At 35.2% G+C, this 21,454-nt stretch carries 17 protein-coding genes and 1 pseudogene; 13 read left to right on the top strand and 5 right to left on the bottom strand.

Going from position 1 to position 21,454, the window contains the following annotated elements:
• Positions 1–36 precede the first annotated feature (36 nt).
• Both MHH64_RS16850 and MHH64_RS16845 read left to right on the top strand, forming a co-directional pair.
• Complete coding sequence (locus MHH64_RS16850) at positions 37–210, top strand: hypothetical protein (RefSeq protein ID WP_340002071.1); 174 nt, start codon at positions 37–39, stop codon at positions 208–210.
• Between the two features lie 79 nt (positions 211–289).
• Positions 290–1,345 (top strand): hypothetical protein, encoded by a 1,056-nt coding sequence (locus MHH64_RS16845; protein ID WP_340002070.1) that lies wholly within the window; start codon positions 290–292, stop codon positions 1,343–1,345.
• A 447-nt stretch (positions 1,346–1,792) separates the two neighbouring features.
• Here MHH64_RS16845 and MHH64_RS16840 read toward each other — a convergent pair whose 3' ends face one another.
• Both MHH64_RS16840 and MHH64_RS16835 read right to left on the bottom strand, forming a co-directional pair.
• Positions 1,793–3,256, bottom strand: coding sequence for an HNH endonuclease (locus MHH64_RS16840; protein ID WP_340002069.1), 1,464 nt, complete (start codon positions 3,254–3,256; stop codon positions 1,793–1,795).
• Positions 3,257–3,359: 103 nt separating this feature from the next.
• Entirely contained in the window at positions 3,360–3,716 is a 357-nt protein-coding gene (locus MHH64_RS16835) for a hypothetical protein (protein ID WP_340002068.1), read from the bottom strand.
• 695 nt (positions 3,717–4,411) lie between these two features.
• Here MHH64_RS16835 and MHH64_RS16830 point away from each other — a divergent pair.
• The 9 genes and pseudogenes from MHH64_RS16830 to MHH64_RS16790 form a co-directional block, all read left to right on the top strand.
• Complete coding sequence (locus tag MHH64_RS16830) at positions 4,412–4,681, top strand: hypothetical protein (protein ID WP_340002067.1); 270 nt, start codon at positions 4,412–4,414, stop codon at positions 4,679–4,681.
• 454 nt (positions 4,682–5,135) lie between these two features.
• The gene (gene hsdR / locus MHH64_RS16825) at positions 5,136–8,342 is read left to right on the top strand and encodes a type I restriction-modification system endonuclease (RefSeq protein ID WP_340002066.1); all 3,207 of its coding nucleotides are present in this window, start codon (positions 5,136–5,138) and stop codon (positions 8,340–8,342) included.
• 137 nt (positions 8,343–8,479) lie between these two features.
• Positions 8,480–9,910 carry an N-6 DNA methylase gene (locus MHH64_RS16820; RefSeq protein WP_340002065.1) on the top strand — a complete coding sequence of 477 codons (1,431 nt, stop codon included), beginning with the start codon at positions 8,480–8,482 and terminating at the stop codon, positions 9,908–9,910.
• Entirely contained in the window at positions 9,907–11,280 is a 1,374-nt protein-coding gene (locus tag MHH64_RS16815) for a restriction endonuclease subunit S (protein ID WP_340002064.1), read from the top strand. Before MHH64_RS16820 ends, MHH64_RS16815 begins: the two co-directional genes overlap by 4 nt.
• 326 nt (positions 11,281–11,606) lie before the next feature.
• Positions 11,607–12,575 (top strand): DUF4062 domain-containing protein, encoded by a 969-nt coding sequence (locus tag MHH64_RS16810; protein WP_340002063.1) that lies wholly within the window; start codon positions 11,607–11,609, stop codon positions 12,573–12,575.
• A gap of 131 nt (positions 12,576–12,706) precedes the next feature.
• Positions 12,707–12,937 carry an excalibur calcium-binding domain-containing protein gene (locus MHH64_RS16805; RefSeq protein ID WP_340002062.1) on the top strand — a complete coding sequence of 77 codons (231 nt, stop codon included), beginning with the start codon at positions 12,707–12,709 and terminating at the stop codon, positions 12,935–12,937.
• A gap of 503 nt (positions 12,938–13,440) precedes the next feature.
• Positions 13,441–13,749, top strand: coding sequence for a hypothetical protein (locus MHH64_RS16800; protein WP_340002061.1), 309 nt, complete (start codon positions 13,441–13,443; stop codon positions 13,747–13,749).
• Positions 13,750–13,814: 65 nt separating this feature from the next.
• Positions 13,815–14,153 carry a hypothetical protein gene (locus tag MHH64_RS16795; RefSeq protein WP_340002060.1) on the top strand — a complete coding sequence of 113 codons (339 nt, stop codon included), beginning with the start codon at positions 13,815–13,817 and terminating at the stop codon, positions 14,151–14,153.
• Between the two features lie 294 nt (positions 14,154–14,447).
• Positions 14,448–14,561 (top strand): annotated as a pseudogene (locus MHH64_RS16790) (hypothetical protein); the annotation flags it as partial.
• A gap of 417 nt (positions 14,562–14,978) precedes the next feature.
• Here the strand turns inward: MHH64_RS16790 and MHH64_RS16785 are convergent.
• Positions 14,979–16,337, bottom strand: a complete 1,359-nt coding sequence (locus MHH64_RS16785; RefSeq protein ID WP_095314505.1) for an IS110 family transposase — start codon at positions 16,335–16,337, stop codon at positions 14,979–14,981.
• A gap of 413 nt (positions 16,338–16,750) precedes the next feature.
• On the opposite strand from MHH64_RS16785, the gene MHH64_RS16780 reads away from it, so the two are divergent.
• Entirely contained in the window at positions 16,751–17,725 is a 975-nt protein-coding gene (locus MHH64_RS16780) for a nucleoside hydrolase (protein ID WP_340002059.1), read from the top strand.
• A 74-nt stretch (positions 17,726–17,799) separates the two neighbouring features.
• On the top strand, positions 17,800–18,387 hold the full coding sequence (locus MHH64_RS16775) for a nitroreductase family protein (RefSeq protein WP_251659191.1): 588 nt from the start codon (positions 17,800–17,802) through the stop codon (positions 18,385–18,387).
• Positions 18,388–18,549: 162 nt separating this feature from the next.
• Here MHH64_RS16775 and ptsP read toward each other — a convergent pair whose 3' ends face one another.
• Both ptsP and MHH64_RS16765 read right to left on the bottom strand, forming a co-directional pair.
• Positions 18,550–20,262: a phosphoenolpyruvate--protein phosphotransferase gene (ptsP, locus tag MHH64_RS16770; protein WP_118889703.1), complete on the bottom strand. Its 1,713-nt coding sequence runs from the start codon at positions 20,260–20,262 to the stop codon at positions 18,550–18,552.
• 144 nt (positions 20,263–20,406) lie between these two features.
• Entirely contained in the window at positions 20,407–21,318 is a 912-nt protein-coding gene (locus tag MHH64_RS16765; RefSeq protein WP_340002057.1) for an alpha/beta hydrolase, read from the bottom strand.
• Positions 21,319–21,454 lie beyond the last annotated feature (136 nt).

Genomic DNA, 21,454 nt, shown 5'->3' with positions numbered 1-21,454 from the left:
GGATATTAAATAAAATCATAAAAGGAGTTGTTGTCAATGAAGATGGAAAGCAAATATTTCTTCTGTTATGACCATTCAGCTATGGTGAAGTTGAAAAAGAGAGGCTTTAATTACATTGTGTGCGCATTGCATAAAACAACAAACAACAGATTTTGGCTGTTTGAACGTTCAGATATGCTTCATGAAGTATTGTTAGATATTAATAGTTAATCAAAAAGTATTTTAGGATAAATAAGCAAAAGGTAGGAAGCGTTTAGGGATATATTATACAGATTGGAGAGGATGGTAAATGTCTAGAAAAAGACAAGCGTTCTATACAAAAGCTGAACTAGAAAGAATATTAAATCTTAATGAAAAGGAACATAGGATATTCATGTTAAATGAGATTTTTGGTGACCTGAATGATGCATTACATGATGAAGATGGAAATAAGATTGAGGAATGTAGGTCAACTACACATATTGCTTACGCTTATTCTTATTATTATTTAGCAAACTACATGTGGAGGTATGGAAAGTTTTATATTGGTGATGGATTTGATGCAATTGATGAAAAGATCATGAAGCAGATTCTTGGCTTTCCCAAAAATAATAAGTCATTAAATTATTTAACTAAAAGAAATGGTGTATTGGTCAATATGGGTTACGTTGAGAAGGTTACTGATAAACCAGTTGGTTATATTTATGTAGACACCGTTGTTCGGGATGGAAAACTTAAAAAGGAAATTGATGATTTTATTATGGAAAGTGAATATCCAGAGATTTATGGAAATAAAAAGGCAAGCAAAGCAAACTTTCCTATAAAAGCATATTTCAGAGACGAATATGCGAAAGAAGATAATTATTATAATGGTACATTTTGGGAGATAGAAAACACTCATCATATTGACATTGATATTTTTATTTATTGTATGTCAGAGCCAGAATTAGGGGTCGAAGGATTCTACTTATACAGTTTTTTGAAGATGGCTACGGATAAGTTTGAAAGAGGGTTTGACTGCTCATATAAAAGGATGGCTCGACTTACTGGATTATCAATTGATGAAGTTAAGTTACAACTAGTGAATCTGGAAAAAAGAAACATGATAAAAAACGACCATAAGCCATTTTGCATGGACAAGCCTGTAGATAAGCAGACAAAGGTAAACACTTATAAGGTTTTAAATCATGTATTATTTGCAGAAAATGAAAGGGAATATAATGTCATTCCCAAACAACGTAAAATACCTGCCGATGTCTACGAAGTTGAAATCGGATGGGCTGGTGAAAACCATTATAAAGACGGTAGTGTCAGAGATAGTGATACAAGCATCGATGGTCAAGAGCCTTTTGAAACAGCAGTATAGAGAAAATATCTATTTTTTACACATCAACTCGAAAAATATCTGTATTTCTATGCTATAAAGTTACGTTTATTGAATTAAATGCTTATATAAATTGAGTAAAAGGAGAAAATTTTAAGGTGTTATCATATATGAAATAAAGAACTAGCTGGATCATATTTCTTGGAAGTACCTTTATTCCACTAATTGCATTGCTCCAATGGTAGATTTATTTCCATTAGAAAAGCAAACCAGAACTTAATGCAAGTTATACTTTGTGAATCAAGAAAAAATAAAGTAACTACGCTAGCTTGATTGGCAGGGTGGTTACTTTTTATTATAATACATATCTTAAAATAAGCTGGACTTAGTCAATAACCTGTTAGTTCCATAAAGTTTTAGTCTAAAATGAAATAAAACTATTAATACCTCCCTACTTTGACAGTATTGCCTTTTCGTGCAAATTTGTATTTATCCGTTCTTGCATAGAACGGAAGATAACATCATGGTGATATTTGACGCATTTTTCTGACAGTCGATCTTAACTAAAACCAATTTTTTATAATGAAGAGGGTTATTCTCATCCACATGTAATATAGTCCCTATTTCTCTAGGATTTATCGTAATTATTCCCATATCCATCATCGTATGATGGTTAGGACAAAGTACAATCATATTTTCCTCTCTATCCACTCCATTATGTTTAGATAAAGGTTGAATATGATTCACCTCAGAATATCCAATGCCATTTATGTCAACTAGTGGTTCTCCACAGACTTGACAACAATTCTTGTACATTCTCTTTAATGCTCTTACTCTTGTTGTATCCCTCTTTCTTCTACTAGTTAAAAATTCAATAAGTAGAATATCTTCATCAGCTTCAGGGGATTCATCCAATGAAGATTTGGGAAAAAAATCACTTGATTCGTCACTTGCAGTATCTTTTTCAGCATCGAAGTTAGTCAGAGAGTTCGAATCGAATGGATCAAACCCTACAGACTCTTTTTGTTCCCGATATTTAATGTACTGGTAGAAGGAATCTCGTACAAATGTCCGCTCCCATCCAAAGGTACGAATGATAGATTCCAATGACTTACCTTCCGTTTGTAACAGTTGATGAAGAATGGTATTTATATATAGGTGAGTCGGGTATAAATGAGGATCAATATCCACTTTGAAAGATATGTATTTTAACATATAAGTCAAAAGGGTTATGATGGTAGCAGGCTTATCCCCTGCTATGTCAAAATCAATCTCTAACTCTCTTCCTTTCCAAAATTTCTGGAAGAATGGTTGAGTATTATCTTCAATAGAAGTAGTATGACTCACGCGTAGATCGTAGTATCCCTTAATGTATTTCGCCAGTTCACCTGTCAGCACTATCCACGGAACGCTTTCAGTCTCATACACATTCTTCAATCGAACGATATCTCCATCCATTTGAATGTCCTCAAGAGTCATGTCGGTAATATCTCCAGTATTGTAGCCAGCACCCAATCCAACTGATATACAAGCTTTGATGGTTTGGCTAGCGATTTGGTTCTGTAGATGTACATAGAAATCATCTTGAAACAATTGATAGAAGTTGAATCCCTTTTTAAGGTAGTTGGCTCTTGGTTTCTTGCTATTCCCAACTAAATTCATGTCCTTTGGTGTATCGAGCGGAAATACTCTTTTTTCACTCTTTGGAAACCGTAAAATATCTTCTTGTACAAATGTATAAAACTTTTTTAGAGCATAATAATATCCGCTTAGATTCCTATCTAGTGTTGAATAGAAACCTTCAAGATTACTTTCACTTATTGCTTCCAGTGCATCTGTTTTCTCCCCAACCTTTTCTATAAAACGTTGTATTTTATGTCTATCCTGTACCCATGTAGTGTTCTTATCATCTTTATCCTCCCTATACAATTTAAATGCTTCTTGTATCTCCAATAGCCTTTCACTCTCCTTTTCTCATTTATTAATAATGCCTATTTGTTTTTTATGCGCCTCTAATAACAGAAACCTTAATACTCTATAGATAGCTCATAAGTAATTATTTTTCTTTACCGAATGTCCATGTTTGTGTGTTTTCTTCTCTTCTTCTATTTCTTTCCTTATCCCTTAAATCTTCAATATCCTTAGAGGAATACACCTTTTTTTGTTTCATAAAATTCATTATAAAGCCACATTTTTCACATGCATATACGTATAAACTTTCAAACTCATTAGGTAAATGATCATTAAATGAACGTCCTTCTACATCTACGTATGAAGTGTCATAACGATGCTCAAACTCCCCGTAGTGTGCCATTTCTAAGTCCAGCTCCTTATAATCAACGGAATATGTGCAACGAACAAATCTTTTATGTTTACAAACTAAGCAATTAATATCACTTAGTATTTCTTTCATTAGACCCACTCCCTTAAATTATTGTGTAAATTATATGCTCTAACATCCAAATTATTATCATATTGTGTAGTTTGTATTGGCTTTAAATTTTGTAGGAAACGATAATCGATTTTATAAACTTAGCGGCAAAAGGGGCTTTATTAAATGTCATAAATATGTAGTTAGGTATTTAAATCTCTAGCAGTAAACTTGGAGAATTAAGATTTTGTCATACGATTAAACGAAGACTCACCAATAAATGATATTTGTAACGAATTAAATCAATTAGTATAAAAACAACAATTAATCTGTTATTTTCTGATAACTGTACGAAACGAAATATGCTTTATACGACTGATACAAAAACTGAACAATTTATCCAGTACACGGGCTAGCGGTCTAAAAGAAAATATATATTGCTAGCTCTGAATACTGGTATTTTGCTGTATCAATATTGAGATTATAAGGTACTTTTGAATTCATAATACAGTTACCGCGACAATCATTTACATCTGATCGAACGATCGCCATGTTAATAAAACTGATATTTTATCTACAATATATACTAATGGATTATTGATCCATCTTAATTGAAACAATATCTGATAATATTTATCTTAGTTATATGTATGTAATGTTTATAATTTACAGGAATTAAGTAATCATTTGTAGAATAATGTAACAATCATTATTATCTTGCAATGGAGATGTGAAGAATGAACATAGATAAGGCTAAAAGAACTATTGAAGAATTGACAAAGTATGTTTGTTTAACAGAAAACTATTCTGTAGATACCTTTGAAAAAAGAGTTATTAGGGAATATGCTTTGTCTGGCAGTATTGCGAAAGTTACAAATAAATTAAACTCGGAGGGTTATACTATTAAACAAAGTGAGATTTCAACCATACTACATAGTAAACCCAATGATGAGTTACATAAGATGGTAAGAAGGTACTTAAAAGCTAAAATAAAGCATCGGTATTAATGTTATAAGGAATAACGGTAAGTAGCGATCGATTGTTTTCTTAATTTTGAGATGCTATACGCGTTTGGGAGGTTATTGGTCTTCATAGGTTTTTAGATTTGATTATTATGAGTGTCACTATTAAATGTTTTGAATTAGTAAGAATATAATTCATATCGTCCGTATAATTCGACTTATACGGAAATTCAATGTATATATGGTAGACCCTTCGAGCACCTATTTATATAGGTGCTTTCTGTATTTGGTGGGGGGTGGTTAAAAGTATTCTTGTAAATGGATAGCAGCATACACCCTGTAATACATACATCGACCCAAGTTGCACAAAAATAAAAGAGGTACTATGCCCATGGGGAATTTTTCTATTAATGTCAATGATCCGTGATGTAATATCTCAAATAACTCTTTAATTATAGTATAATAGTTGTATAGAAATCTATAGAAAACGGTGATATCAATGAAGAGCAACTTTTCATTTTTAAATGGAAAATGGGATGTACTTGCTAACTTGGGAGAGACAGCTGAGAAGAATGTATACCACGACCCTCATACGACGGTAATGAAGTTACGTTTGTTTGCGGAGACATTAACAAAGTTTATCCTTGCTGCTGAAAATATAAAGGAAGCATATGGTACAACGCAGGTAGACCGTATTAATACATTACGTCGAGATGGCTTAATAGAACCAGAATTAATAAATATATTAGAAACCCTACGTCGTAAAGGGAATTTAGCCGTACACGAAGCAGGTTATGGAAAAACTGAAGAAGCTAAAGCTTTATTGCAGTTAACTTTCCGCTTATCTATATGGTTTATGGAGGTTTACGGTGACTGGGATTTTCAAGCCCCAGATTATTTAGAACTACAAGAGCAATCAGAACTAGACACAGAAAAACTTCAACAAGAATATGAAGAAAAAGTCAAAAGACTTGAAGAGGAATTAGATACAATTCGTAAGCATGCAAAAGAAGAACAAGCTGAATTAAGAACTGAGCGTAAAAAGATATCAAAAAACTTTATGCGCCGTCATAAATTAACAGAAGCTGAAACACGTATTATTATCGATGAAAAATTACGTTTAGCGGGATGGGAAGCAGATACAACCACAATTAATCATCAAAAGAATAGTACGCTGCCAGAAAAAAATCGGAATATGGCAATTGCTGAATGGAAGGTTGAGGGGGGAAGAGTTGACTATGCTTTGTTTATTGGTCTCAAGCTTGTGGGTTTTATTGAAGCTAAGGCAAAGAAGAAAACCATTCCTGGTGCATTAGAAAGCCAAACAAAAGTTTATGCGAGAAATGTAATACAGAATGCGGATGAAGTCATTACACCGACGACAGGTCAATACAAAGTGCCATTTTTATTTGCAACGAATGGAAGACCATATTTGAGGCAACTTCAAGAAGAGTCAGGTATCTGGTTCTGGGATTCACGTAAACCATTGGAACATGCTCGTCCTTTAGAAGGGTGGCATTCTCCAGAAGATTTACAGCTTTTACTTAGTCAAGATGACCAAGAGGCTAATAAAAAGCTTCAAGAAGAAGATATAACCAAATTTGGTTTACGACCGTATCAACAAGAGGCTGTTCTTTCTGCTGAAGCGACTTTAATAGAAGGAAAGAGAAGAATGTTAATGGCGATGGCAACTGGTACAGGTAAAACTCGTACTGCTATTGCACTCATGTATCGTTTAATAAAAACAAAAAAATGTCGTCGTATTCTTTTTCTAGTAGACCGTAATTCGTTGGGAAAACAGACAGAGGATGCACTAAAAGATACTAAAATTGAAGGCTTATCATTTTCCGACATTTATGATGTGAAATCTTTAGAAGATATAACACCAGAGGTTGCAACAAAAGTGCAAATTGCAACAGTTCAGGGGATGGTTCGAAGACTCTTTTACAGTAATGATGAAAAGATTCCAAGTGTGGGACAATATGATTTTATTATTGTAGATGAAGCACATCGTGGCTATACAAGTGACCGTGAAATGTCGGAAGAGGAGTTAGTATTTAGAGATCAAGATGATTATATCAGTCAATATCGACGAGTCATTGATTATTTTGATGCAGCTTGCTTAGGGCTTACAGCAACCCCTGCACTTCACACGACCGAAATTTTCGGAATGCCTATTTATAAATATTCATATAGTGAAGCGGTATTAGATGGTTACCTAGTAGACCATGAACCACCATATTTATTTAAAACAGAACTTTCGCAAGTAGGGATTACATTTGAGAAGAATGAAGAAGTAGAAATGTATGATGTTGATGAAGGGGAAGTCGTTTTAGAAAAAATGGAGGATACTATTCATTTTGAAGTAGAACAGTTTAATAAACGTGTAATCACTGAGCCATTTAATAAAGCGGTATTAAATAAATTAGTGGATTATATTGACCCTTCAATCAAGGAAAAAACGCTCATATTTGCAGCTACTGACCAGCATGCTGATCTGATAGTTCGGTTACTAAAAGAGGCATTTAAAGAACGTGGAGATGAAGTAGAAGACGATGCCATTATGAAAATAACGGGCTATATCTACAAACCATTAGACGCGATTAAACGATTTAAAAATGAGAGACTACCAAATATTGTTGTAACCGTTGATTTACTCACCACAGGCATTGATGTTCCACCAATAACAAACTTAGTATTTTTACGGAGAATACAATCTCGTATTCTTTATGACCAAATGCTTGGACGTGCAACTCGTCTTTGTCCAGACATTGGAAAAACACACTTTAATATTTATGATGCAGTGGGTATTTATGACAAATTGCAAAGCTATACAGAAATGAAACCAGTTGTGAAGAAGCAGAATTACAGTATTGATGAACTGTTTGAATCTCTTACAAATGCTACCACAATGGATGAAGCTTCGTTTTATCGTGAACAATTAGTAGCAAAAATTCAGCGTCGTAAACAAAGATTGGATGAAGAAGGGAAGCAAAAGTTTGAAGAACTTTCGAACGGAAAAAATATTGATGATTGGGCGAAGGAAATACAAACATATACACCTCAAGAGGCGAAACAACATAACATGTTATTTGAATATATGGGAAACTATCGGGTAAAGGGAGAGAAACGTTATATCTCTGACAAAGAAGACGAAGTTACAGAAGTGATTCGGGGATATGGTGAAGGAAACAAGCGTCCTGAAGACTATTTAGATGGGTTTGTTCGTTTTATTCAGGAAAATATCAATGATATTCCAGCCCTTCATCTTATTTGTACTCGCCCGATAGATTTAACACAGCAGGATTTACGAGAACTTATTACCATTCTAGAAACGAAAGGCTTTAAGCAATCGCATTTACAAACGGCTTGGAAACAGACAAAAAATGAAGACATTGCAGCGGATATCATTAGCTTTATTCGCCAAGCTGCATTAGGTGAAGCACTTGTTGATCATGATACACGTATTAAACAGGCTATGCAAAAAGTATATTCATTACATGATTGGACTCCAAGGCAGAAGAAATGGTTAGAGAGAATTGAAAAACAATTGCTACAAGTGCCAGTTCTTGCGCCAACTGCCAAAGAAGCATTCTCAGAAGAACCATTTAAAACTTCTGGTGGCTATAAATTGCTAAAACGTGAGTTCGGTGACTATATTGATACCGTCGTTAACACAATAAATGAGAATCTCTACATTAGTTAATAATTGTGCCTCTTCACAGAGGAGTTTTTTAAGTTATAATAGGTAAGTTGCTTTTATTAGTTATTGGTAGTGTAACTAGGTTTAATAAAAGAAACGTAATTCAAAATAAGTATACAGAGATTGCAGGAGGAAGAAAAATGAACAACCAAGAAATCGTTCAAAAGTTATGGAATTTATGTAACGTGTTACGAGATGATGGAATTACATACCAACAATATGTGACGGAGTTAACATATATATTATTTTTAAAAATGATGAAAGAACAGGAGACAGAAGAGGTTATTCCAGAAGGCTATCGTTGGGATGACCTTACAAAAAAAGAAGGTATTGAATTAAAGACCTTCTATCAACACTTATTATTAGAGCTAGGGAACAGTGAGAATGAACGGCTTCGTTTGATATATAGTGATGCAGCAACGAGTATTGAAGAGCCTAAGAACTTAGAAAAAATCATTAAATCGATTGATGGTCTTGATTGGTACAATGCAAAAGAAGAGGGATTAGGAAATCTTTATGAAGGATTACTCGAGAAAAATGCGAGTGAAACCAAGTCAGGGGCAGGACAATACTTTACTCCTCGTGTTCTAATTGATGTAATGGTACAACTTATTGACCCCCAAGTGGGGGAACGTTGTAATGACCCAGCTGCGGGTACATTGGGATTTATGATTGCGGCTGACCAATATTTAAAAAATAAAACAGATGACTATTTTGACCTTGACCCACAAGAAGCGGAATTTCAAAAGAAAGAAGCATTTAGTGGGATGGAACTTGTCAAAGGGACACACCGTTTAGCGCTTATGAATGCACTACTCCATAATATTGAAGGTCGAATAGAGAACGGGGATTCTTTATCAAGCAACGGGAAATGGATGAAGAATATTGATGTGATATTGACAAATCCTCCATTCGGTACAAAGAAAGGCGGGGAAAGAGTTTCTCGTGATGATTTAACATTTGAAACTTCAAACAAACAGTTGAACTTCTTGCAACTTATCTATAATGCACTTAAAGATGATGGGAAAGCACGTGCAGCTGTTATAATCCCTGACAATGTGTTATTTGAAGGCGGAATTGGTGCGCAAATTCGTCGAGATTTAATGAATAAATGTAACTTACACACCATTTTACGCTTACCAACAGGTATCTTCTATGCTCAAGGTGTTAAAACAAATGTCTTGTTTTTTACAAGAGAAAAAACTGATCAGGGCAATACAAAAGATGTTTGGGTATATGACCTAAGAACAAATATGTCTTCATTCGGTAAACGGAATCGATTAACAATGGCTTATTTTGAAGACTTCATGAAAGCTTATGTTGCAGAAGACCGCTCAAAAGTAGAAGATGAACGCTGGAAAAAGTTTACACGAGAAGAAATTGCGAAAAAAGATGATAGTTTAGATATTGGATTGATTGCAGATGAATCATTGTCCTCATATGAAAACTTACCAGACCCTATTGAATCGGCGGAAGAAGCAATTATGAAACTTCAGCAGGCGATGGAATTATTAAATGGAGTTGTGGAGGAACTACGGGCTGTTGAAAGTGACGAGGTGGTCATAAAATGAGTAAGAAAAAAATGACCCTTGAAGAATTATTAGAGGAAGCGTTGGTACTGGAAGAAGAGCAACCATATGAATTGCCAGATAATTGGATTTGGGTAAGAATCTTCAATTTTATCGAATTAGAAAGGGGAATAACGTTTCCTGCTAGTGCCAAAAATTTTGAAGCTAATGAAGGGCTTATAGGTTGTGCTAGGACTGCAAATATCCAAGAGGAATTTAAATGGGATGACCTAATATATGTCGATAAAGGTTATACCAAAGAAAATAAAAGGAAACTCGTAAAAAAAAATGATATATTGATGTCCGTTGCTAACTCCTATCACTTGGTAGGTAAGATATCTTTTATTAATGAAGTTAAAGAAGATATCACATTTGGTGGCTTTTTACTATGTATTAGACCTAAAAATGTGAATGTTAATTTTCTTTACTACTATTTTAGATATTTATTTTTAAGTGGGAAAATTCAACAACTAGCGACTCAAACAACCAACATAGCTAACATAAGTGCAAAAAAAATACAAACCCTACCAATACAGTTACCACCCATAAACGAACAAAAACGGATTGCTAAAAAAGTAGAGAGTCTTTTAAGTAAAATTGATGAAGCAAAGCAGTTGATTGAAGAAGCGAAGGAAACATTTGAACTTCGTCGAGCGGCTATTATAAAAACTATTTTAAAAGAAGGATTAAGTAATGATAAACTTCCTACAGGATGGAGAAAGATAAAAATTAAGGATTTATTTACGATTTTTGGTGGTGGAACTCCAAGTAAGTCAAAAGAGGAGTATTGGAATGGGAAAATACCATGGATTTCAGCTAAAGATATGAAGACCACCTTTATCTCGGAGACAATGGATTACATTACCGATGAAGGTTTAAAAAACTCTTCAGCAAAGCTTGCAAAAAGAGGTTCAGTAGCAATGGTTGTAAGAAGTGGTATTTTGCAAAGAACACTCCCTGTAGCATTTTTACTCTCAGAATGTACAGTTAATCAAGATTTAAAGGTATTCGATTCTGGAGATGAATGGATAAATAAGTATTTCATGTGGTATGTTAAGGGGAATGAAAAGAGTCTACTGCATAACTACTCTAAATCTGGAACAACTGTTAACAGTATCGAGTTTGAAAAGTTTAAGACACATGAAATCTTATTGCCACCTGTAGATGTGCTCAAGAGAAAGATAGATAAAGTTGAAAGTGCTATTGAAAAAGAGGAAAATGCGAATGAGATTTTAAACATAGCAGATTCAATCGAAGCATTAAAACAGTCTATACTCTCCAAAGCCTTCCGTGGTGAACTTAGAACCAATGACCCTAGTGAAGAAAATGCGATTGAACAATTAAAAGAAGTACTGCAAGAACAAGTAAAATAGGTAAAAGAAGGCATCCAAATTATTTGGATGTCTTTTTGGATGCACAAATTCCCATTCATGGTTGAGTTTAAGGCGTCTGATGATTGTTTTGTCGTTACGAAGGCATTTGTAAGTATGCTGTGGAGTTGGTTTGTTGGTTAGCAATATGTTATTGAATCTCTACTATAGTTCGAGACCAATTATACTATCTAAAAATAAGTTATTCTGTATCGATTCCGTAGTATTTAACTATATTTTCCGAAGCGAATGTAAATCATATTAAGTAAACAGTATTCATCCAAATATGGTAGAATATTTAAATAGCGAAACAAAATGGGGGAGTTTAGTTGAAAAAGAAGCTTCAAGTTTTTATATCATCAACATTTATTGATTTAAAGGATGAGAGACAAGCAGCAGTTGAAGCGATTCTCGATGCTGGTCATATTCCAGCAGGCATGGAATTATTCAAAGCGGGTAATGAAAACCAGTTCAAAACAATAAAGCGTTGGATTGATGAATCTGATGTATATCTGCTAATTCTTGGTGGAAGATATGGCAGTGTAGAAACGGAAAGAGGAAAAAGTTACACACACTTAGAGTATGAGTATGCCATTGAGAAAGGAATGCCTGTATTTGCAACTGTATTATCTGAACCTTGGCTTTATAGTAAGGCGGCACAAATAGGAGCAGAGAATGTATTCGAACAACAAGAGCAGGACAAATATAAGCAATTTAAGGACTTTGTCCATACCAAGGTGATTAGAAGGGTTGATGACTTAAAGGACATTAAACTCTCAGTTCACACAACGCTCAGTGAGTTTAAAGACTTATATGAGTTCTCAGGATGGGTTAAGGGTACTGATGTGGAAGATAATACTGAACTGATTGAAGAAAATAGAGCTTTGTTCAAGGAGAACAAGAAAATAAAGGAGTTACTAGAGAAACAAGTTCTTACAAGAAAAGTGGGGAACTTTGAATACGAGGAAATAAAAGAGGTGTTAAAAAGTAAAGAGTTGATAATACCAAATGGGAAATTGGGCAATGATAAAGAGTTAAATATTGATTATCTTACTGCATTCCTATCGCTTAGAGATTCTTTCTCAACAGGTGTTACTAATAGCGGAGGTGCAAAAGATCATACTATATATGCCTATTATAATATTGCACCTACATTAATGAGTTTTGGGTTACTCGAAAAGGTTAAGGTAACTGGTGTAAGGTATGAGCGAATCCAAACTTCCAGGGAAGGTCTAAAATTTCTAGCCTACTTTGATATCGATAAAAGTAATAAGAAAAGAAAGGCTACTTTGAAGTGATGTATAAATATCTAGATTTTGAAGGGCTAAGTATAGACTTAGTCCTTTTTGCTGTATTGTTATAAGGTTGGTAACAAATACTTGAGGTATATTTCACTGAACATTAAACTCCAATTGATTCGGGTATAGGTGTGTGGTCAATTCCTAATTATGCACATGTTGATGACGATGATGGATTCCATTACCAAGAACCAGAACCAGAGCCAAGCACGGGAGGAATAGATACTGGAGCTGATCGTAACTGTAGCGACTTTTCTACACAGGCAGAAGCGCAAGCATTTATGGAAGCATCTGGACCTTCTGATCCTCATCGTCTGGATGGAAATGATAATGATGGGCTGGCTTGTGAGTCATTACCATAAATAAGACATATAAAATCAATAGCTACTTACATACACTTGTAAGTAGCTATACTAATAGATGCTTACAAGTAGTGGAAGGCAGAGCAAATTATAGCAGTTCAAGCAATGAAGATTTTATCGTAGAGTGAAGGAATACCTATAGTCAGTTCATTCACACATCACGAAATAAAAAAAGTGCTAAACAAGGAGGAAGGAAAGGCTCTGGTAAAGCAAAAGAGGGATTTTCGAAAAGGACTTTCAACTAAGATAAGCATTAAACTATTCCTTGATTTACAGAAGAAAATAAACAGTGACAGTACAAGGCTTAAAATTAATGTGTAGACCCCTAGCAATTGAAAACGTCATAGCACACAAATTTTCACACGAACATAGCTAATTTACAATAGGGAAGTATGTAATAGCGATAATGTTAGATAAATTGAAAATAATAGGTAAATTTTAGCAAGACTTTTATAATGTTTTGTCGAAATAGATAAGCAATAAGGAAAAGAAGGGAGGTGTGATTGAAGAAAATATTACTATTGTTTACGCTTACCATCATATTAGTTGGTTGTGGTGAAAATTCAACAAGTAATCTAAATCAAAATGAAGTAGAACCTAATGCTATCGTTCAAGAAAAAGAAGATACACAGAAAACGAAGGAGAGGGAAGAAGATTTAACTGAAGTGGCAGAATTAATAAAGGGGAAAAAATTATCTGAAGCAATCGCTTTAGCAAAAGAGTATCCTAGTGACTATGAATTTGATGCACTTATATATTTTTTGGCGACGGACATAAAAGAAGAAAGAATTTATAGCAAATCAATTCAATGAAGGTAAGGATGAAATATTCAGGATAGAAGAATGAGTTTAGTCAAAATTAGAGTATGCTTAAGCTTATGGACTTAGAGCAGGACTTCAGCCTGAAGAACGACTTTAGTCGTAGACATTTATGTCAAAATCCACCTGCTTTAGCAGGTGGTCGTTTAATTAATGAGTTTGGTGTGCCGATATATATTAATGAAGAAACTGAAACACGTAAAGCTATTATTTCCAATCAAAAGGTATCTGATTCACTTCCGAATTTTGATGATAAGATTATCCACACTAATTTTAAAATTAAACGTGGGGATGTGATTGTCTATGATGATGTAAAGTATCTTGTCATTAGTGATATTCAAAGCAAACGTTCTTATGAGTATAAGGCAACGATGCGACCAATGACAAATACACTTTGAGGATGTTAATTTACTTCAATCAGGAATACGAATTTTCACTATGGAGTGGACTTCAAGTAAATCATGATTTTTCTTGGAAAGGATTAACTAACTTCGCTAAATAATAGAAGAACTAGAAAGAAAAATTTTATAAAGTTTGTTTACTTATCCCTTATTTGTGTTATAATTTGATTAATTCGTACACTACTTGTACTTTGAATTATGAGTAGTATTTGAATTAGGCAAAACAGTTACATATAAATAAGGATAAATTGCTAACAAACGTTGATATAATAGTGTTTTATCATTTAGAAACCGTCACGTACAGACCGTGTAGCGAAATACAACCAATTACTTCGCATTGAAGATGAATTGGCTGGTATGGGTGAATATGCTGGTCTAAGTGCATTCTATAACTTGAAAAAATAAAAAAGTATTGATAAGAGACGGAGAAATCTGTCTCTTATTTTTTTGCGGAAAGTTTCGATTAGAAACTTGACAAGTGATAAGTTTTTTAATTGCATAGCGTACAATGTCAAATACTTTTTTCGAGTTTTAGGGTTACTCTAATACACCTACCGTAATTTGAATTTTTTACAAGTAGCATTTAACCAAGTTTATTATGAAACAGGCTTCATTTTCTTGATTCTGAAATGGGTTATCACTCGATTTTTCAATCTGCATTGATGCAATCTGGCATTGAGTACAAAATAGATAAATAACGTACTAATTCGCATTTACAGGTCGAGCGGGATAAGGCTATGCATCGAGGTCAAAAGTGCCTCAGGAAACTAGATCCGATCTCCACTCGAACCAAGAAAGTGAAGCCTATTTATGTTGTTCTGTTTATGATGCTAACGGCATTGTCAGCTTCTTAAATACCTCTTGTTTGTAATTATATTCTGGGTTGTCCCATTTAAAAGGTTCACCTTTAGTAAGCATTGGAAACGCAATTTTTAAGAGCTTATTACCCATGGCGATGTATATGGCTCCAGCTTTTTTGCCTTTCTCTTTTAACCTGGTTGCGAAGGGCTTTAGAACCTCATTATGAACCGTTAGACTTTTTCCGACATTGTAAACAGCTCTTCTTAGATTTGCATTCCCCTGCTTAGAAATGCGGCCTGCGTATCCCTTTCCGGGTCCAGATTGTTTGATAACAGGATTCGTTCCTGCCTTTTTAATAAGTTGGCTAGCACTAGTGAAGTAAGAGAGGTCACCCATCTCACAAAAGAGTTCGGCAGCTGTAACTAGGCCAATCCCTGGAATAGTTAGAAGTAATATTCCATTGGTTTGAATAAATAATCGTTCTATTTCTTTTTCATAACTTTCGATGTTTCTTGTGTGATATTGATAATCTTTTAATTTTTGTCTTAAGAGAAATACTTCGGTTGAGAGTTCGTCTAATGGTTTTGACACACTTTCTTTTGCGGCTAATAATAATGCTTCAATTGTTGCCTTTCTAATCTTTAAATTATGTTTTTTAGACAATTGGCGTAAACCAATTTCTCCTAGATCTAGTATCTGAGAAGCATGGGGGTAATGTGTTAGGATATGAACACTTCCTTTGCCCCAAAAATCACTAAAAATCTTTTTTGTTTTCAGCTTGCCGTCAACTAGTGTGCTGTAACCCTGAAATTCTCTCCAAATCTGATCATGGTAGCTGCGAATCTCGACTTTAATACGAGAACGTTTTTCTATTTCGCTTCTCCTTGCCCTTGTGATTAGCTGAAGTTCCTTGTAAATACCTGTATTTAATTTGGAATTTGTAGCTTTATTACCAATTAAAGCTTCGGCAATTAAATACAAGTCAATATCATCTGTTTTTGTGTACGTTAGATGTTGCTTTCTTTCTTCATGGGTTGAGGCTGGGTTAATAATGTGAACAGAATACCCTTGATCCATCAGAATACGTACAATATCTTCATAGTAATGGCCAGTTGCTTCAATACCGATGAATACCTTATCTGTTTGAAGAGAACTCTTAGCTTTCTCAATATTATCAATAAGAACTTTCATACCTGTTTGGCTGACCATAAAAGAGAATGCGGACTCTATTGATTCACCAAAATAATTTAAAATCATTGCTTTCTGAAGAACTTTTGAAACATCGATAGGAACAATCAAAACTTTTTCTAAATTACTACCACGAATTTCTTTTGCGAATTGACTTCTCCTTAATCCTTGTTTACCATTAAATTGTCTCATTGACTATGTCCTCCTTGTCGGGTGGGTGATTGAGTAAACTTGGTTAAGTATTTCAATCGTAGCATAGTCAATGGGACTTTTTGTGTTTGAATACATTATTTCATACACCAGTAACTATAAAAATTGAATGCTGTGGATAACTTAGTTACCGGAACAGCCACGTCCAGCTCCAGCGCCCAACGACTAGCGAGACTTCCCTCACCTCCGTACGATAAGTCAACATCGGCTTCCTACGGTCGCCGTGTTTCCTTTATCTCCTCCGGCTCAGTCCAGTCCGTACGTCGCTAAGCGGGCGCTTGCGCTTTTTGTGCTTAATTCCCGCTTGTAAATGTTTACAAAATCCAAGCATAGATAAGTGTCCACTGTAATACAGTTAACTAAATGTAATTATTATACAGAGAGGGGGGGCTTACATGGCTAAAAAAGTATTGCTTTTCGGTGATATTGGTATTGACGATACAATTGCTATACTTTATGCATACATGAATGATGAAATTGATATTATTGGGATGGTTGCTGACTATGGAAATATATCGAGGGAAAATGCTTTAGCAAATATCCAATATGTACGAAGCCTGTTCGACTCCGAGGAAATTGAAAATGTCAAAATCATTGTAGGTGCTGAAATACCAATGACAGGTGAACTGCCTGAATATGTTCCGGAAATTCACGGAGAATATGGACTCGGACCAATTATACCTGAGACGGATGGCCAAGACGGGGTCAGTGAAAATTTCCACGATATTGTAGAAATAATAGAGCAATACCAGGATGAATTAGTCATTGTGAATATCGGCCGTTTGACATCACTTGCTACCATGTTTTTACTGTACCCGGATTTAATGAGAAAGGTAAAAAGCTATTATATAATGGGAGGAGCATTTTGGGTTCCAGGAAATGTAACCGCGGTGTCAGAGGCAAATTTTCATGGCGATCCTGTTGCCGCTCAGTTGGTATTAGCAAACACGAATAATAATGTCACAATTATTCCGTTAAATGTAACCCAACAAGCAATCGCTACACCGGAAATGGTGGATTATATAGATCAGGTTGGCGAGCTTCCAATTGTAAAAACATTATTGGATTACTACTACGATTATTACAAAGAGAGGGATCCTAATATCCAAGGTAGTCCCCTTCACGATGTCCTCACGTTAATGGCGATTAATCAAGAAGATATGTTTACATTTCAAAATTTACCTGTGCAGATTGTTCAGGCTCGAGAGGGTACAGAGCGAGGGCAAAGTATAGCTGACATTCGACCATATAGTAATATGGAGGAAGAAGCAGACGAGGAGGTTCGAACCCACCGTATCGCCTTCGGACTCGATTATCCAAAGTTCTACACACGTTTTATGACCGTTATGTCAGGTCAGCGATTCGACTAAATGAGATGCATAAAAGCGATATGAATTATAACATCGCTTTTATGTTTTTTTGTGCTAATCTATAACAATAAGAGGTGATTAAAATCGATATTCTAAAAACAATTAAAGAACGCAGAACCATTCATACATTTAAACAGCAAGAAGTTGACCAAGTACTATTGAAAAAAATATTTACATATGGAACTTATGCCCCTACACATTATATGAAGGAGCCATGGAGAGTTAAAATCTATCAGGGAGAAGGAAAGCAGTATTTTGTGAAGGAAATTATTCTAAGCTACCAGCGGTTAGGAATGATTAAAAAGGATAATGATCCGAAAACAGCAAAACTGATAGCCTCTATGTCAAAATTTCTGTTGGATATTCCACATCATGCGCTTATTTATTTTGAAACAGAAGATGATCCCATTCGTTATGAAGAAGAATATGCAGCAGTATGTGCGTTTATTCAGAATACACAACTCGCGGCATGGGAATTTGGTGTAGGCATGCTCTGGACGATAACTCCCTATATGCACGACAAAGAATTTTTGAAGAATCTAGAACTAGATTATAAGAAAACAAAAATTGCTGCAGTAATGCAAATTGGCTACCCGAAAAAAATACCGCATGTTAAAGAGAGGACCCCGATTGAAGAAAAGCTGACTTTTATTGAAAAATAATAATCAATTGAGACATGGGTTCGACACTTTTCCAAACAAAGCTCTTGTCCAATCCGAAAACGACCATAAAAAGCGATCCCACAGCTCAAAAATGCTTTCCCATCCCAATGTAATCAATTAAAAAAGTGCTCAGACTAAAAGTCTGAGCACTTCATCAAAATCTTACTCTGTTTTTTCTTTAATAAATTCTACAACTTCTTCAGCAGTTCCCATAGCTAGAATCTCTTCTTTATAGGAAACCATTTTCTCTTTAGAAAGGTTACGAATTTGCGTACGTGCAGGTAAAATGGATGTAGCACTCATACTGAACTCGTCCAATCCAAGCCCAAGTAAAATTGGAATTGCAATGGAATCTCCAGCCATTTCTCCACACATACCAACCCATTTACCTTCTTTGTGCGCTGCTTCGATAACCGTGTTTACTAGGTTAAGGATTGCAGGGTGGTATGGCTGATACAGGTAAGAAACCTGTTCATTCATTCGGTCTGCAGCCATTGTATATTGAATTAAATCGTTTGTTCCAATACTAAAGAAATCTACTTCTTTGGCAAATTGTTTAGCAATTACAGCAGTTGAAGGGATTTCTACCATGATTCCAACTTCGATATCATCGGAGACCTTCACACCGTCTGCTACTAAAGCTTCTTTTTCATCAAGAAGAATTGCTTTTGCTTGACGGAATTCTTCTAATGTTGCAATCATCGGGAACATAATTTTTAAGTTTCCAAACGCACTTGCACGCAGTAGAGCACGTAACTGTGGACGGAAAACTTGCTCGTTATCTAAGCAGAATCGAATTGCACGGTACCCTAAAAATGGGTTCATTTCTTTTGGTAAGTCTAAATAGCTGAGCTCTTTATCTCCACCAACATCCAATGTTCTTACAACAACGGGCTTATCACCCATTTGCTCAAGTACAGATTTATATGCTTCGTACTGCTCGTCCTCAGACGGTAGCTCAGATTTACCCATGTACAGGAATTCTGTTCGGTAAAGCCCGACACCTTCTCCACCATTATTTAATACACCATGTACATCATCAGGCGTACCGATATTACCTGCTAGCTCAACTTGTTCGCCATCGCTAGAGAAAGTAGGCTCGTCTTTAAGCTTCGCCCATACTTCTTGTTGTTTTGCATAAGCTTCTTGTTTATTGCGATACGTCTCTATTTCTTCTTCAGTAGGGTTAATAATAACATTACCTTCAAGTCCGTCTACAATAATGATGTCGTCTTTTGCTACAGTAGAAGTAATATCCTTTGTACCTACCACGGCAGGAATTTCAAGTGATCTTGCCATAATCGCAGAGTGAGAAGTACGACCACCGATATCGGTAGCAAACCCTTTCACGAACTCACGATTTAATTGAGCAGTGTCTGATGGTGTAAGGTCATTTGCAATGACGATTACTTGCTCGTTTATTAGAGCTGGATCAGGGAAGCTTGCCCCTAATAGATGTGCAAGTACGCGTTTTGTCACGTCCCCGATGTCAGCAGCGCGTTCGCGCATATATTCATTATCCATTGCTTTAAACATATCAATGAACATCGTTGCAACTTCATCTAATGCAGCTTCAGCATTTACTTTTTCAGTTGTAATCTTGTCCTTCATCGGATTGACAAGCTCAGGATCACTAAGAACTAATAGATGTGCAGAGAAGATCTCTGCATGTTCTTCATCAATCTCTTTTCTTGTATGCTCTTTAATTCTTTCTAACTCTTGTTTTGAAATTGCCAAAGCTTGGTCTAGTCGTTCTACCTCTTGTTCTGTATCTTCAATTGTTACCTTTTCAAACGATAAATCCGGCGCTTTCAATTCATAAGCTTTTGCAATTGCAATGCCAGATGATGCAGCTATTCCCATTACTTTCTTCATGATGCTAGAGTCCATCCTTTCAAATTAAAAGAGTATTAGAAAACGTGGCGTTTGGCCAGGTTTCCTGAGTGGATGTCTTATTTGCCCAAAAACGCTCCATATACATTTTACCTTCATGTAAATGCACATGCAAGTAAATGATTGTTACAGATGTAGCACAATCCATTTGTTAATATCAGCAAATATTTCCATGCGATTAATTTCATTTAATATCTCATGTCGCCCATCAGGATAGAGCATGACTGTAATGTTTTCTAGCCCTGCCTTTTCGTATATGTTAGCAGTTTTCCAAACGCCTATTGCATAATCGCCAACAGGGTCAGCATCACCACTAATGATTAGCATTGGAAGATTTTTGCGTATCAATTGATTCTGTTTCTTGTTTTGCATGGAAAGTATACCGGAAAGTAAATCATAGAAGAATCTTCCTGTTGGAACAAAACCTGAAAATGGATCGTTCACATAATCCTGAACAATTGCTTCATCTCTCGAAAGCCATTCAAACCCATGCTTTTTACCTTTGATTTTCTTATTATTGCTGCTAAAGGAAAGGTAATTCATGAGGTTAGATTGTCCTTTAGGTGGTAAGGTTTTTGAAAGTGCTTTACCTAGGGTGGATGTGACAGTCGAGAAATACCCGGTACCAGATAACACGACACCATCAATTAGGTGACTATGGATTTGAAGATAGTTTCTTGCTAAAAATGACCCCATACTGTGACCAAAGAGAAAAATTGGCGTGTTTGGATGATCGTGCTTAATATGCTTCGTTATTTCATAAAGGTCATTAGTTGCTTTTGAAAAACCGTCCTGATCTGCAAAATAACCTTGTAATCCTTGTTTTTCACCTGTTTTTCCATGTCCTCTATGGTCATTACCATACACAAAAAATCCTTTCTCAACTAAATAATTGGCAAATTCATGATATCGTTCAATATGCTCCACCATTCCATGTGCTAACTGAATCACTGCTTTTGGTGTTGTATCTGTGGTATACCATTTCTTTACATAAATAGCAGTATTGTCTTCCATTGATAGCCAACAAGTGTGTTCCATTCAAAATCCCCCCCACGTTTTTCTACTATTTATATTTATATTAGAAGGAATTTATCATTTCGTCTAAATTTAAAGCAAATTTAACACGATTTATCTTGCTAGTTTTAAGAGAAATATGATAAAGTAACATGTAGGT

The organism is Oceanobacillus sp. FSL K6-0127 (assembly GCF_037983385.1).
Lineage (GTDB): Bacteria > Bacillota > Bacilli > Bacillales > Amphibacillaceae > Oceanobacillus > Oceanobacillus profundus.
Note: the sequence above shows the minus strand (reverse complement) of the source record. Positions and strands in the feature narration are given on the sequence as shown.

Coding starts and splice junctions, on each gene's coding strand:
- MHH64_RS16850 (WP_340002071.1), top strand. CDS start 37: ATGAAGATGGAAAGCAAATATTTCTTCTGTTATGACCATTCAGCTATG.
- MHH64_RS16845 (WP_340002070.1), top strand. CDS start 290: ATGTCTAGAAAAAGACAAGCGTTCTATACAAAAGCTGAACTAGAAAGA.
- MHH64_RS16835 (WP_340002068.1), bottom strand. CDS start 3,716: ATGAAAGAAATACTAAGTGATATTAATTGCTTAGTTTGTAAACATAAA.
- MHH64_RS16830 (WP_340002067.1), top strand. CDS start 4,412: ATGAACATAGATAAGGCTAAAAGAACTATTGAAGAATTGACAAAGTAT.
- hsdR (WP_340002066.1), top strand. CDS start 5,136: ATGAAGAGCAACTTTTCATTTTTAAATGGAAAATGGGATGTACTTGCT.
- MHH64_RS16820 (WP_340002065.1), top strand. CDS start 8,480: ATGAACAACCAAGAAATCGTTCAAAAGTTATGGAATTTATGTAACGTG.
- MHH64_RS16815 (WP_340002064.1), top strand. CDS start 9,907: ATGAGTAAGAAAAAAATGACCCTTGAAGAATTATTAGAGGAAGCGTTG.
- MHH64_RS16795 (WP_340002060.1), top strand. CDS start 13,815: ATGGACTTAGAGCAGGACTTCAGCCTGAAGAACGACTTTAGTCGTAGA.
- MHH64_RS16785 (WP_095314505.1), bottom strand. CDS start 16,337: ATGAGACAATTTAATGGTAAACAAGGATTAAGGAGAAGTCAATTCGCA.
- MHH64_RS16780 (WP_340002059.1), top strand. CDS start 16,751: ATGGCTAAAAAAGTATTGCTTTTCGGTGATATTGGTATTGACGATACA.
- ptsP (WP_118889703.1), bottom strand. CDS start 20,262: ATGAAGAAAGTAATGGGAATAGCTGCATCATCTGGCATTGCAATTGCA.
- MHH64_RS16765 (WP_340002057.1), bottom strand. CDS start 21,318: ATGGAACACACTTGTTGGCTATCAATGGAAGACAATACTGCTATTTAT.